We start from the raw sequence: 13,617 nt of genomic DNA, 5'->3' as shown, positions 1-13,617 counted from the left end.
ATGGATAAGCTCAAGGGCTATCTGATCAAGGGCAAGGTGATCGACGGCACGCTGAACGCGCCCATAGAACGGGGCGCCGTGGTGGTCGACGGCGAACGCATCGCCTGGGTGGGGGCGGCCGACGCGCTGCCCGCGCAGTACAACCCGGCCGAATATGAACTGGTCGACCTGCCCGGACGCACCGTCATGCCCGGCCTGGTCGACGGCCATACGCATATTTCATTCGGCGAGTCGCGCTCGGAAGAAGAGAACGCGCTGTATACGCCGCCCGAGTTTCGCACCGCCAAGGCGCTGTATTACTCCAAGAAGGTTTTGCAGGCGGGGGTGACCAGCGCATACGATGCAGCGACTACGTTTGGCGTAGCCCAGGCCGTGCGCGATGCAATTGATACCGGCATGTTTCCTGGGCCCCGTTTCACGGTATCGGGCAAGCAGATCACCAATCATCAGGGCCTTGAAGACTCCTTCCCTAGCAATATGGAGTTCCCCCTGGGGCAATCGGCGGTCTTGGTAAAGAATAGAGACGACCTCATCGAAGCGATACGTCTGCAGGTAAAGGAAGAAGTCGACGCTATCAAAGTGTCGGGCTCGAATGACAATCTGATTACTCCCGATGCATTGGGCGCTTCGGCGTTCACTTTAGAAGAGCTCAAGATCATCGCCGATGAAACCCATCGCTTGGGCAAGCTATGCAGTGTCCATGCACGTTCGTGCGATTCAGCGCGCGATTCCGCACTGGCAGGTTTCGATAACATTTTCCATGCTTCATATATAGATGACGCCGGAATCGAAGCGTGTCTCAAGAACAACTCCGTCATCACGCCCACGCTGACATTGTTGGTCAATTTGATCGAAGCCAATCCGGCTACAGCGGGCGCGTCATCCGCGACGGCATTCGAACGTGAAGTCGAAGCAGCCAGCAAGAATCTGCGTCGAGCCTTCGATGCCGGTGTGCCCTTGATTGCGGGCAGTGAGGCTGGTTGGTCGCCGGTGCCTTACGGCCAGTGGCACGCTCGTGAGATGGAGATTTTCATCAAGTATCTGGGCATGACCCCTTTGCAGGCCATACATTCAAACACCTTGGGTGCAACAAGGCTTCTTTCGCCCCGTTACCGTGACCAGGTTGGCAAGATCGAAGCCGGACGTTATGCCGATCTCATCGTGCTTCCGGGTGACCCAACCGAAGATATCACCTTGCTGCAGCGGCCCAGCCGTTTCGACTTCATCTTCAAGGGAGGGGAGCCCATCGATCGCACGCCGCCAGCGCCGCGCAAGCGCAAATGGTACGAACGAACCAAGACATTCCTTGCTGGCTTATATGTATTCGATGAAGAGACGGGGCGCGGTCACCTGATTCCAGAGTGAGCGTACGAGTTTATCTGGAAAAAGACTTTAGAACAGATAAAGAATCAAAGGAGTAGACATGAGCAACGCACTTCAGAAGCAGGGGTTGGCAGGGAGTCTCATATGACAAACGTGACGGCTCAAGATTTTCAGGCTGCCACTCATGTGCCGCATAGGCCAGTAGAGGTAACTTCCGTGCAGTCCTCTTCGCTGCTGAGACTAAGGGCGGTAAGCAAGAGCTTCGGAGCAACGAAAGCGCTGACGGATGTCTCCATTTCGTTTGAGGCAGGGGAAATACATTGCCTCCTTGGGGAAAATGGTGCGGGCAAATCTACCATTGGAAAAATCATTGGAGGCTTGTATGCCCCCGATACAGGTGACGTTCTACTGGAGAGCCAAGAGGTACGTATCAATAGCCCCTCCCACGCTCGCGCATTGGGTATTGCAGTAGTACACCAAGAGCTCTCCTTGGCGCCCGACCTTTCGGTTCGTGACAATCTTTGGCTTGGCGCCGAGACGAAATGGTGTCTTAGTAGGCAAGGAGAATCAAGAAGGGCGGTTGATGTCTTATCACAGCTTGGCCTGGAGCTCGATCTCGAAAAGCCGGTTAGCACCTTGCCTATTGGAACCCAGCAGTTGGTAGAGATTGGCAAGGCGTTGATGAACGCACCACGATTGATTGTGTTCGACGAGCCAACGGCCATGTTGGGCGCGGTCGAGAAGCAACAGCTTTTTACGGTTTTGCGTCGCCTCCGTGCGAGCGGGATCTCTGTGATTCTCGTTACGCACCACATAGATGACGTGATGGAAGTTGGCGATTGTGTAACGGTGATGCGCAACGGGCGATGCGTCGACTCTTTTGCTCTGGAAGACCACCTGCAAGGAGCGGATGTACTAGAACGGTTGACGGGGCAGCGCCAGGTTTTCGAGGCGACGCACGAGCTGCGAGAGACCGTTGGAGAAATCCTTCTTGAAATTGAGACCAGCGGAGTTAACGGCACAACGAAAATTCCTGTTCGGCGCGGTGAAATTGTCGGCTTATACGGGGTGTTGGGCTGTGGAGCGGAGGATATAGTCCAAGGGCTAGTTGGCTTGAGAACTTTCCGTAACGCTCGATATCTGCTGGGCGGAAAGAGCTTCAAGCCATCGCAGCCTGTTGAAGCCATGCGTCGTGGCGTGGGCTATCTTGCCGCGGGCCGACAGCAAAACGGTGTTTTGGGCCAGCGATCGATCAGAGAAAACCTGATGCTGACACAGCTACATCAATTCAGTGTAATGGGGTGGCTGAGTCGAGCGTCTGAATGTAAACGCGCGACACAGCAGCTGGCAGACGCGGCAGTGAAGTACGGCTGTCAGGAGGACACCATTGAAAGTCTCAGTGGCGGCAATCAACAGAAAATTCTTCTTGCCCGGGCGATGGCGGGCGCGCGTGACCTGCTTGTATTAGAAGAGCCCACGGCAGGGGTGGATATCGGCGCGAAACAACAGATACACGAGCGGATAAAAGCGGCTGCTGCTCAGGGGTTAAGTGTGGTGGTCCTTTCCAGCGATCTGCCGGAGGTCATTGCCTTATGCGACACCATCTATACCCTGCATCAGGGACATATTGTGAATCAATACGAAGCTCCGGATGAAACGTGTCAAGCACAAATTGTGGGTGATGTACTAGGAAAATACGAGGTGCAGTCATGAACGGAAAAAGCTTGGGGCTCCGGCCCTTCTCGCGCCAGGAGTCGATTTTGAAAACTACCAAATTGAACCTGGCGGATGCCATCTTACCGGCCTTGATAGTGTCGATCGCTCTTGTCGCGGGAGCCATAGAGCCTAGGTTCTTGTCTGTAGATAATTTTATGAACCTGGCTCGCCAGCTGGTGCCGCTACTGATCATATCCATTGGCCAGGCTTTTACCATTATGCGCGGCGGTTTGGATCTATCAATGTCCTCGGTGCTATCGCTAGCCGGAGTTGCTGGCGTAATCCTGATGCCCGAAATCGGAATTGCCGCAGGAGTCGCGGTAATGTTGCTTGTGGGCGCTATCTCGGGCTTGGCCTCGGGGGTGATTATCGCGTGGTTCCGCACCAGCCCGTTGGTGGTCACTTTAGGGATGCTGTCCGTAACGCAGGCTCTTGCCTTGATGCTGTCGAATGGCGTGCCTATCTATGATGTGCCCGCTCCTTACGTGGATTCGATCGGCTTCGGTACCTTTGCGGGTCTGCCGATAATGGTATGGATGGCTTTGATCCTAGCGATTGTGGCAGCTTTGGTATTGCGTCATACCATCTTTGGTAGGTATGTCTATGCGTTGGGTTCCAGCGAGTCCGCAGCAGCGAAGTCGGGAGTGAATGTCCGCTTATATACGATTCTGGTATATGGCGTTAGCGGCTTGTGTGCCGGTATTGGCGCCATCGTATTAACGGCATGGGTTAGTTCAGCACAGCCTATTGCAGCACCCAGCTTGACTCTTCAGTCCATTGCCGCAGTTGTGCTTGGCGGAGTGGCGCTGACAGGAGGAAGAGGAACCATCTGGCAGGTTTTCCTCGGTGTTCTGGTGCTTTCACTGCTTTCAAACGTTATGAATATCACCGGTGTTTCCGCTTACTTTCAGACGTTGATCGTTGGAATTGTAATCATTATCGCAGTAATCCTTGACAGATTCAGACGTACTTGAAGTGCTTGACCCAGCTTAATAGTTAATGCAGTTCACACCCACGATTTAACTACGTCATAACCAGGAGATAACATGAAGAAACTAATAACTACGCTTACAGGCAATCGACGAAATATGGTGGGCAAGGCGATTGTCGGAGCTTTGGTGGCAGCTGGAGCCTTGGCGTTTGCCACTGCTCAAGCTCAAGATACGTCTGATCGGCTGTTGGGTTTGGTTGAACCCGTTCAAGCTACAAAGCCTTTGACGCTTGGTATTACCGTTGTGCATCTCATGGACAACTTCTATACAGGAATTGCATATGGAATTATTGATGAGGCTAAGCGTTCAGGAGTGGAGGTCGCTCAGGTTTCAGTGGCAGGGGCCTATGGGAATGTAAAAGAGCAGTTCGCTCAGCTTCAGGCCTTCAAATCACTAGGTGTCGATTATGCAGTGTTGTCACCTGCGGCATACTCAGGTTTCGATCCAGTCATTAATGATCTTGCAAAATCAGGCATTAAAACGATTTCTGCCGGCATCCCCGTAAATAGTGCGAAGGTAACCTTTGGCGTGCTGCAAGACGATTTTCAAATTGGACGCTCACTCGGGAAGGCTTTATGCGATGACGGGGCAAAAGGTAAAAAGGTGATCGTTGTTCCCGGGTCTGCTGGCCTGGAATGGTCCCGTTTACGGTACGAGGGGTTCAAAGAGGTTGCGACCAAGTGCGGAGCTGATCTGGGAGATCCTGCTTTCAAAGGCGACATGACGTTGGCAGACGGTTTGTCTCAAACCCAAGACTTATTGATGCGAACCCCTGATGCGCAGTACGTATTTACGCCGGTTAGCTATTTGGGGATGGGGGCTGCTCAGGCGGTGCGTCAGTCGGGCCGGAAAGTGAAGGTATTGACCAGCACCATGGTCAAAGAAGAAGAAACCATGATTAAAGACGGCCGCATGCTTGCTGTTGCATCTGAGCCAGGAATTATCATGGGCCGCCTGATTGTGCAATATGCAATACGTGAGCATGAGGGCCTGCCTATGCCTCCGTTGGACAAGCCTAACGACAGCGTTCCATATCCGCATTTCAACGTGCCGACCGTACTGATTACGAAAGATAACGTTGAAACCCATCCATATAACTTCTACGAGTATCCGCCTAAAGACTGGAAAGTTAGTGGTAATTGAATAAGATCTATTTATGGAGGTCGTAATGAGCAGTACACCGATTGGGCAATGCCAGCCATATGATCCTAGAAACGCCAATTATCCGTTGAATCTATGGTGGGTGGCTGGTAGATCTGAAGAACTGGAAGATGGCAAACTGGTATCGCGTAAGCTTCTGGGCACTGACGTTTTACTGTATCGCAAGAGCGATGGATCAGTAGCGGCAATGGAAGATCGCTGTATCCACCGGGGGTTGCCCCTGTCGATGGGGTGGCTCGATGGCGACAAGGTCGTTTGTCGTTATCATGGCTTCAAGTATTCGCACGAAGGGAAGCTTGTGGAAATTCCAACTCAAGAGAGATGCCCGAAGCGGGGAGCTCTGCGAACTTTTCCCATCGTGGAGCGTGCTCCATTTCTATGGATATGGATGGGACCGGAGGAAGAAGCTGATATTGAAGAGGTTTCCGATTTCCCGTGGTTGAGAGATCCGAACTGGGTTTGGGCTGGTGGCCATTTGAACATTATGGCCAATTACATGTTACTGAAGGAAAATGTACTCGATCTGACTCATTTTCCCTTTGTACATCAAACTACGTTTGGAGCGTTGGACGACTATGAAGCCGCTGCTACCTTTGTGCAGGAAGGATCCCGAGTGGCATTCATCAAAGAGTTCAACAATCAACCTCTGTCTCCCATCTACAATAAGGACCTAGAGTGGGGAGACCGGCTGGTCAATCGAACAGATAAAGGCATGTCGGTTTCTCCGGCCGAACACTTGTTTACAGCGACCATTGTCGATCCCAATGCGGAGCCTGGTGAGCGTTCGGAGTACTTGTTTCGCTTTCAGCACTTGACCACTCCAGAAACGAATACAACCCATCATTATTGGTGGGCGGCGTCTCGCAACTATGGAGTTCATGACAATGCCTCAGCGTGGATAGCCAGTATTGCTCAAACGGCGTTTGCCGAAGATAAAGAAGTTCTTGAGGCAATTCAACGGCGTATCAATGAAAGTCCTGCGCCGTTGGAACTTCCGGAAGTAAGTGCAATAGCGGATCAGGGCGGCCTAATGGCTCGTCGACAGCTTCAGGCATACATGGAGCGTGAGTCGCGATAGTTTCGTGTAGGTGCCCTGCCCGCCGGCCCCGTATTCGATGTGGATTACTACGTGGGCCGCAGTGATCTTGGCTCAAGCAAGAACTCCCGCACCACACGCGCAAACTCATCGGGCTGCTCGATATGGGGAGCATGCCCGGACCGGGGGACGATGCTCAGGCTGGCATGCGGCAAAGCATCGACCAGAATCCGGGATACTTCGGGGCCGGTAACGCGGTCGTCCTCCCCGCACAGCACCAGGGTCGGTTGCGTGATCGCAGGGAGCCAGGGACGGGCGTCCGTGGACGCGATGGCGTTGGCAACCGCCATATACCCTTCGGGCCGCGCCCGCCGCATATGCCGCGCTATCTCGTCAATGACTTGCGGCGACGCAGCGGGCGATGCAATCTCGGCGGCCCTTTCCAGGCTTACTTCCTGCAGGCTCGTGGATAGCGAGCGGCGTTTCTCCAGCCATTGTTCCCGCGCTTGAGCAGCCATATGGGCGCGGCCCAGGGTCGCATCGGCAAGCACCAGTGAACGCACGAGCTTCGGGTGATGGCGCGCCAGGGTCAATGCAAGCAATGCGCCGAACGAGACGCCCAGCACATGGGCGGGTTCGCCGGCCAGCAGATCGGCCGTGGCCTGGACGATGGGCCGCAGGCCGTCGCCCTGGGCGGTCGGGGCGTCGCCGTACCCGGGCAGATCCGGGGCGAGACAAGAGAAATCGCCGCTCAGCCTTTCGATTTGCTTTTTCCAGGCTGTGGCGCTTCCGCCGATGCCATGCAGCAGCAAAAGCCGCGGTCCGCGGCCGATGAACGTTGTATGGGATGTTTCCATGGTCAGATGCCCGTCAGTTCGCCGCCATCGACAAGAAAACCCGCTCCGGTGATGTAGCCAGTCGTGTCCCCGCACAAAGAGGCGACGAATCGGCCGAAGTCGTCGGGCCGGCCGATCACCCTGTCTTTCACGCCCAGCTCCAGCGCCCGTCCGGTCTGGTGGGGGCCGGCGAACAGGGCGTTGATCGTGATTCCGCTTGCATACATTTCGGGTGCGGCGCTCTTGGCCCAGGCCCACAAGGCGCTGCGCGCAGCGGCGGACAGGCACAGGAAGGGCTTGGGCGCCTTGACGCTGGTCGATGAAATGATGACGATGCGTCCGTGCTTTGCTTCCTGCATGGCTGAAACGGCTGAACGCACCAGTCTGACAGCCGGATAGAAAGTGGAATCGAAGGCAGAGGCGAAATCGCTGTCCTGGGCCTCCAGGGGCAGGACCGCACGGGGCCCCGGCGTGTTGACGACGGCTATGTCCAGCCGGCCGAATTCCTTCAAGGCCAAGTCGACCGCCGCCTGGGGCAGGGCCGGGTCCCGCACGTCGCCGGCCATCACCTTGCAGCGGCCGGGGTAAAGCGATTCCATTTCTTCGAGTTCGGCGCTTTGCCGCGCGACGACCACGAGCCTGGCCTGTTCAGCGGCCAAGGCATCGACCGTGGCGCGGCCCAGGCCGCGCGAAGCGCCTGTAACCAGAGCGACTTTGTCTTTCAATCCGATATCCATGAATTTCCTTGGTGACAAGCTGCCGCAGGTAGAATGTGACATACTACGTGCGGCAAAAGATTTTTCTTATCGATGAGTGTGCAATGTCAAACCTCTCCAGCCTGGTTCGCTCCGAAACCCTTGCCCAGCAAGGCTATAAGGCTATCCGCCGCGCGATCCGCGACGGCAAGATTCCACGCGGCCAGTTTTTCTCTGAAAGCACTCTTGCCGAATCGCTGGGCGTATCCCGGACGCCGGTCCGCGAAGCGCTGCTGAACCTGTACCGGGACGGCGTGGTTGAAATCGTTCCCAAAAGGGGGTATCGCCTTATCGACCTGGACGAGGCCGCCATCAGCGAGATCCGCCTGCTGCGCGTCGCCCTGGAGCAGATCGTCGTGGACCGCCTGTGCAAGACGGCTACCGCCGAAGACATCGCGGAGTTGCGCGACATCCTGAATGGCGCTTCGGCAAGCCGGGAGGACATGTACACCATCGACGAAGCCTTCCACATCCGGATGGCTGAAATGGCGGGCCTGCACCAGATCCGTAGAGAGCTGCTGAGCGTTCGGGGAAAGATGTACTTGATCGCCAGCGGCGCGCGCCTGACTTCGTTGCGCGATGAGAATGTCGTGCGCGAGCACGCCGAGCTGGTCGATGCGCTCGAGCGGCACGACCAGAAGAAAGCGCGGCGCGTGATCACCGATCATGTGGAAAGCTCTATCGACGCCTTTGTGGCGGCTCGTGCCGAACTTCTCGAACAGAGCCGGCTCGATCGGCTTTCGTGAGGTCCGCTTCGGCGATGCAGGCGTAATAGCGCTCCATGGACCAGCCCGAAAGCCGCGCGAAATACAGCAGCGCCATGGGCGAGACGCCTGCCAGCCACAGCGCGGCGATGTCCTGTTCACGCACGGCGGCGCGCATCGCTTCGGAAAGCGGCGACGCGGCGATCACTTTCGGGCTGTCCTCCGCGTAAGCCTGTTTCAGGTGTCCACGCGTAATATCGATCAGGAACTGCGTGACGGCGGTTTCCTTCATGGCGTCCTCCACAACATCTGATGCACGCCGGTGTGCCAGCCCGGCGCATAGGGAATGGCCGTCACGACTTCGGGCTGCGCCGGATGCGCGGCCGCGGCCGCCGCGATCCAGCTGCGGATCTCGTGCGTGCCGTTGCCCAGGGCGTCCAGCTCGCTGTCGGAATACGAGCACGCCTTGTCCAGGTCGCCCGCCACGAGCGCGGCGACGAACTCCGAATCGAACTGCGGATGGTTGAGGTCCATGCCCGGCGCGCCCACGGCGTGTGAGATACCGCCGGTCGCCAGGATGCCTGCGCGTTTGTCCATGCCCATGTCACGCAGGGCATCGCCGATGGCCCTGCCCAGCATTCTGCACCGCTTCAGGGTGGGCAGGGGAGGGAACAGGGTGTTGACGATAATGGGCACGATGCGGACATGCGGCGCAATCCGGAGCTGCTGCAAGGGCAGCGTCGTGCCGTGGTCCAGGCGAAGCTCGCTGGAATGGGCGGGGTCCATGCCCTGGTCGTACAGGTGCTCTACGAGGTCGTATGCCAGTTCCGGGTCGCCGGGCCGGGTCACCGGTTCGAGATTGAACTGGGGCTCGGGAAAAGCGGCATGCACGGCGCCCGTACCGATGAGAAAGGGGGGCGCCATGCGGGGCTGAAGGTTGACAATGTGCTCGCTCGTCAGAACGATCAGCGTCTCCACACCCGCATCGGAAAAGGCATTGCCGATGCGGTCGAAGCCCTGATGCGTGGCGTCGCGGTGTTCCGGCCGGGCCTGCTCCGGCCAGGCGGTCATGTAGGGGAAATGCACGGTGGCGGCGGCTAGCATGGGTGAATGCCTCCGTTCTCAGAAAAAGACGCTCAAGCCCTGGTTCCCGAGCGCTTGCCGGTCCAGGACTACGCGCCGATTGCGCAGGAGAAAGCTGCCCTCGTCCTCTTGAGGCACGAGCAGGTCGGTGCGGCCGCCGCTGAACTGCTGCTCCATATTCCATCGGTACTGCAGCAGCAGGAGGTTGCTTCGGGCGACGATCAGCCCGTCGTCCTGGTGGGCGACGTCCACCACCTGGATGAAATAGCGCAGCCGCGAGGGCGGCTGCTCTACCCAGGACTGCTTGCTTTCCAGCTTGGCGACGCGGGCCTTGAGCAGTTCGAAGTCCTCGTCGTAGTAGCCCAGCTCGTCCTCGCTGCTCTCCAGCCCGTTCAGGGTCGAGGTGGTGACCGGCACCCGATAGCTGATGCCGCGGTCCATCAGTTCCAGCCAGTCGCGATAGCGGCGGTCCTGCAGAAGCAGGGTTTCGCGGCGATAGAAATTTTCCACCGCCGTCCATAATTGAGTGTTCATTACGTCAGTCATGGTTTTTCCAAGATTACGGCTTGCTGCGAGGGTCGGCCATCAGCGAGGCATAGTGTCTGTAGAACGCCCTTTGATTGGCTTCGGTCATCAGAATGTCGCTGGTGCTGCCTGGAAAGGGCGGGCCGTATCTGGAAGAGGTAGGCGCCTCGCGGCCGAGTCCCATCTGGTAGTTGAACCGCCCTTGCCGCCCGATGTGGCCGCGCAGGTTGTCCTGCACGCTTTGCCAGACGTCGCCGTCGTCCTGTTCGAAGATTCCACCGGGGCCGAAGGCCAGGGAATACTGTTTGCGTACGGCTGCCTTGAGCTCCGCGGGCATCGCCTTGTCGACCAGGCACCAGGAATGCACTTCGATCTTGTCCACGCCGCGCGGATGCCATACCCGGAAAGAGCGGAAGCGCGCGCTGTCCAGGAAGGACATATTGGGAAATATCGTGCCGACCCCGATGGGGACGAAGGCCGAGGCCGATTCGCCGTACCGGTCCACCAGTTCGCTGCGCATCTGGGCGATGAAGGCGTCATAGTCTGTCTTGACGGCTGTGCCCTGCTGCGCGCCGCCGCGTTCGCTTCCAATGGAGTGCCCGTTGCCGGTCTGGATACAGTAGCCGTCGTTGCTCAGGCGGCTGCGATAGCCCATCTCGACGCCGGCGCCGTGCGTGGACGAGACGTGATAATGGTCGCCGGCGAAGTTCTCGGACGGTATCTTCCAGTTCACGTTGATCGTCCACCGGTGGACGCCGCCGATGAGTTCCGTGCCGCCTTCCATGCGGTTCAGCATGAGGTCCAGATAGAAGGCCATGTCGCCCAAGTATTCGCGCAGCGTCGGCGCTTGCGGATCCCAGCTCGCAAATATCATGCCGCCGAAGCTGTCGACGTGGGGCGCCTCGCGCAAGCCGTGCAGGCTGCGGTCCAGCTTGTCGCCGTATACGGGGCCCAGGCGCGGCACGGAGGTCAATTGGCCTTCGGTGTTGAACGTCCAGGCATGGTAGGGGCATTTGAACGTAGTCGTTACGCCGGAGTCCACCCGGCACACCCTGGCGCCCCGATGAGTACAGCTGTTGAGATAGACCCTCAGGCGGCCGGTCTTGTCGCGCACCAGAATGACTGGATCCTCGCCCATGGTGGTTGTCAGGAAGGCGCCGTTCTCGGGCAGGGCGCTTTCATGGCCCAGGTACAGCCAGCATTTGGCGAATATCCGCTCTTGTTCCAGGCGATAGAGGCCTTCATCGACGAAGACGCGGCGGTCGACGGACGAGCCGTCGGGCGCCAAGAGCTCTCCGGCCCGGTATTCGCCCATGGCGGCATCGGCCGGAATCAAAGGGGGAAGGGGGGTCGCGTCGATGTCGAACGTTGTGCTCAAGGTGGTCGAATCGTTCATTCTTGTGTCCTCTAACGAAAAGTACAGGCTTCGCGCCCCTAAACCCTGGGGCCGCGAAGCGCGGTTCCGCCATTCAGGTCCAGGATGCTTCCCGTCGCCATGTGCGCCGCCGCGTCCGATGCCAGAAAAACGTAGGCCGAGGCATAGTCTTGCGGCGTTGCAATGGCTTGCAATGGAAGGTCGGTGGCGGCGGGAGCGCTGGGGTTCTGGCCCTGGCCCAGGCTTTCCAGGCCGCGCAGGGCCGTCGGCACATAACCGGGCGCGACGGCGTTGACGCGGACCTGCGGGGCCAGCTCCAGGGCCAGCTGCTTGGTCAAGCCGTTGATGGCATGCTTGGCCGACACGTACAGCGCACCGCCGAAGCCTGCATGGGCGCCCGAGACGGAACTGGTGAAGATGATGGAGCCGCGGTGCTGCGCCAGGGTTTCCGCCGCGGCGCGCGCGGCAAGCAAGTATCCCTTGACGTTGACGGCGAAAAGCTCGTCGAACGCGGCCTCCAGCTCGATGTTCGAGAAGGAGAGGAACGGCCTGCGGTTGTCATAGACGCCGGCATTGGCGATCAGCACGTCGAGCCGGCCGAAACGCTCTTTTGCCAGCGCGACGGCGCGCGCGTTGTCGGCCGGCGAGCGTACGTCGCCTTCGCAACATACGGCCTCGCCCAGCCCGAACTCCTTCTGCAGGGCCGGCCCGCTGCGGTCGAATGCGACCACGCCGGCTCCTTCGGCCAGGAACCGTCGCGCAATCGCAAGCCCCAGGCCGCTCGCGGCGCCCGTTATCAGCGCAACCCTGTTCTGCAACTGCTGTGACATCGCCTCCTCCTGCATTGATGGCGCAACCTCGTCTTATTGTTGACGCACAACCGATCCCGCCGTAGTATTCTAGTGTAGTATTCTACATTAGTATTCTACGGCGGTGAACAAGAAAATAGGGAATCGCCATCTACCAAGGAGACAACATGAGAAAGAAACTCTTGGCGCTGCTGCTGGCCGCATGGTCCGGCGCCGTTTGCGCTGAAGTGGTGGTGGGCGTGTCCGTCAGCTCGACGGGGCCTGGTTCTTCGCTGGGCATTCACGTGGCCAATGCCGTGGCCCTATTGCCGCGCACGGTCGCGGGAGAGGACGTTCGCTACGTCATGCTGGACGACACCAGCGATCCGACCGTGGGCGCAAGAAACGCCCGCAAGCTGATCAGCGAAGAAAAGGTCGACGTCATCATCGGCTCGAGCACCGTGCCGGTCGCCATCGCCCAGGGCAGCGTGGCCAACGAGGCCAAGATCCCGCTGATCGCCATTTGCCCCATTCCCATCAAGGCCGCCGAACAGCCGTATTCATTCGCCGTGCCCCAGCCCATTCCCCTGATGGTCAACGCCTTGCTGGACCACATGCAGGCCCATAAGGTGAAGAATCTCGGCTATATCGGATTCTCGGATTCGTGGGGCGACATGAACTACAACTTCGCCAAGAACGGCGGCGAGGCGCGTGGCATCACAGTGACCACCAATGAGCGCTATACCCGCAACGACACCTCCGTGAACTCCCAGGTTCTGAAAGTGGTGTCTACCAAGCCGGACGCCATATTCGTGGGCGCATCGGGAACGCCGGGGGCGCTGCCCCAGCTTGCGGCCGTGGACCGCGGCTACCGCCAGCAGATATATCACACCCACGGCGTGGTCAATCGCGACTTCATCCGCGTGGCGGGGAAAAGCGCCGAAGGCGTCATTGCCCCGACCGGAGCCGTGGTCGTTGCAGAGCAGCTGCCCGACGATCATCCCTTGAAGGCCACGGGCATGGAGTTCCTGGAGCGTTACGAGGGCAGCTACGGCGCGGGCAGCCGCAACGCCTTCGCCGCCTATGCCTGGGATGCGGGCCTGCTCATCCAGGCCGCGATTCCGGTCGCCCTGAAAACGGCCAAGCCGGGCACCCCCGAGTTCCGCCAGGCGCTGCGCGACGCGCTCGAAAGCAACAAAGAGGTCAAGGGCACCCATGCGGTCTACAGCATGAGCCCAAGCGACCACTATGGCGTGGACGAACGGGCGCGCGTGCTGGTGCAGGTGAAAGACGGCGAATGGAAACTATCTCAGTAACAGAAGG

14 protein-coding genes are annotated in these 13,617 nt (G+C 58.5%); 7 read left to right on the top strand and 7 right to left on the bottom strand.

What is annotated here, in order from left to right; translation table 11 throughout:
• The 5 genes from CSC67_RS01185 to CSC67_RS01165 all read left to right on the top strand — a co-directional run bounded on the left by CSC67_RS01185 (window position 1) and on the right by CSC67_RS01165 (window position 6,270).
• The gene (locus CSC67_RS01185; RefSeq protein ID WP_118992688.1) at window positions 1–1,365 is read left to right on the top strand and encodes a metal-dependent hydrolase family protein; all 1,365 of its coding nucleotides are present in this window, start codon (window positions 1–3) and stop codon (window positions 1,363–1,365) included.
• Between the two features lie 102 nt (window positions 1,366–1,467).
• Window positions 1,468–3,036 (top strand): sugar ABC transporter ATP-binding protein, encoded by a 1,569-nt coding sequence (locus CSC67_RS01180; RefSeq protein WP_118992687.1) that lies wholly within the window; start codon window positions 1,468–1,470, stop codon window positions 3,034–3,036.
• Window positions 3,033–4,013, top strand: coding sequence for an ABC transporter permease (locus CSC67_RS01175; protein ID WP_118992686.1), 981 nt, complete (start codon window positions 3,033–3,035; stop codon window positions 4,011–4,013). Before CSC67_RS01180 ends, CSC67_RS01175 begins: the two co-directional genes overlap by 4 nt.
• A 72-nt stretch (window positions 4,014–4,085) precedes the next feature.
• On the top strand, window positions 4,086–5,174 hold the full coding sequence (locus CSC67_RS01170) for a substrate-binding domain-containing protein (RefSeq protein ID WP_245220082.1): 1,089 nt from the start codon (window positions 4,086–4,088) through the stop codon (window positions 5,172–5,174).
• A 25-nt stretch (window positions 5,175–5,199) separates the two neighbouring features.
• Window positions 5,200–6,270 (top strand): aromatic ring-hydroxylating oxygenase subunit alpha, encoded by a 1,071-nt coding sequence (locus CSC67_RS01165; RefSeq protein ID WP_167752705.1) that lies wholly within the window; start codon window positions 5,200–5,202, stop codon window positions 6,268–6,270.
• 47 nt (window positions 6,271–6,317) lie between these two features.
• On the opposite strand, the gene CSC67_RS01160 is transcribed toward CSC67_RS01165, so the two are convergent.
• The gene (locus CSC67_RS01160; protein ID WP_118992683.1) at window positions 6,318–7,085 is read right to left on the bottom strand and encodes an alpha/beta fold hydrolase; all 768 of its coding nucleotides are present in this window, start codon (window positions 7,083–7,085) and stop codon (window positions 6,318–6,320) included.
• A 2-nt stretch (window positions 7,086–7,087) separates the two neighbouring features.
• Window positions 7,088–7,801, bottom strand: coding sequence for an SDR family NAD(P)-dependent oxidoreductase (locus CSC67_RS01155; protein ID WP_167752704.1), 714 nt, complete (start codon window positions 7,799–7,801; stop codon window positions 7,088–7,090).
• A gap of 83 nt (window positions 7,802–7,884) precedes the next feature.
• On the opposite strand from CSC67_RS01155, the gene CSC67_RS01150 reads away from it, so the two are divergent.
• Window positions 7,885–8,565 carry a GntR family transcriptional regulator gene (locus CSC67_RS01150; RefSeq protein WP_118992681.1) on the top strand — a complete coding sequence of 227 codons (681 nt, stop codon included), beginning with the start codon at window positions 7,885–7,887 and terminating at the stop codon, window positions 8,563–8,565.
• Here CSC67_RS01150 and CSC67_RS01145 read toward each other — a convergent pair.
• From CSC67_RS01145 to CSC67_RS01125, 5 genes are read right to left on the bottom strand one after another with little or no spacing between them, the layout of a single operon-like run.
• A complete protein-coding gene (locus tag CSC67_RS01145; protein WP_118992680.1) occupies window positions 8,498–8,815 on the bottom strand; it encodes a hypothetical protein in 318 nt (105 codons plus the stop codon). The two genes, CSC67_RS01150 and CSC67_RS01145, sit on opposite strands and share 68 nt — an antisense overlap.
• Window positions 8,812–9,627: a DODA-type extradiol aromatic ring-opening family dioxygenase gene (locus CSC67_RS01140; RefSeq protein WP_118992679.1), complete on the bottom strand. Its 816-nt coding sequence runs from the start codon at window positions 9,625–9,627 to the stop codon at window positions 8,812–8,814. The genes CSC67_RS01145 and CSC67_RS01140 overlap by 4 nt, the downstream gene beginning before the upstream one ends.
• Before the next feature lie 18 nt (window positions 9,628–9,645).
• A complete protein-coding gene (locus CSC67_RS01135) occupies window positions 9,646–10,152 on the bottom strand; it encodes an aromatic-ring-hydroxylating dioxygenase subunit beta (RefSeq protein ID WP_118992678.1) in 507 nt (168 codons plus the stop codon).
• Between the two features lie 13 nt (window positions 10,153–10,165).
• Entirely contained in the window at window positions 10,166–11,527 is a 1,362-nt protein-coding gene (locus CSC67_RS01130; RefSeq protein ID WP_118992677.1) for an aromatic ring-hydroxylating dioxygenase subunit alpha, read from the bottom strand.
• A 38-nt stretch (window positions 11,528–11,565) separates the two neighbouring features.
• Entirely contained in the window at window positions 11,566–12,336 is a 771-nt protein-coding gene (locus CSC67_RS01125) for an SDR family NAD(P)-dependent oxidoreductase (RefSeq protein ID WP_118992676.1), read from the bottom strand.
• Window positions 12,337–12,482: 146 nt separating this feature from the next.
• Between CSC67_RS01125 and CSC67_RS01120 the strand changes: the two genes are divergently transcribed.
• Window positions 12,483–13,610: an ABC transporter substrate-binding protein gene (locus tag CSC67_RS01120; RefSeq protein ID WP_118992675.1), complete on the top strand. Its 1,128-nt coding sequence runs from the start codon at window positions 12,483–12,485 to the stop codon at window positions 13,608–13,610.
• Window positions 13,611–13,617 lie beyond the last annotated feature (7 nt).

Origin of the sequence: Pusillimonas caeni, from assembly GCF_003545815.1 — a bacterium.
Classification (GTDB): Bacteria; Pseudomonadota; Gammaproteobacteria; order Burkholderiales; family Burkholderiaceae_B; genus Pusillimonas; species Pusillimonas caeni.
The sequence above is the reverse complement of the archived record's forward strand: the minus strand, read 5'-3'. Positions and strand labels throughout refer to the sequence as shown.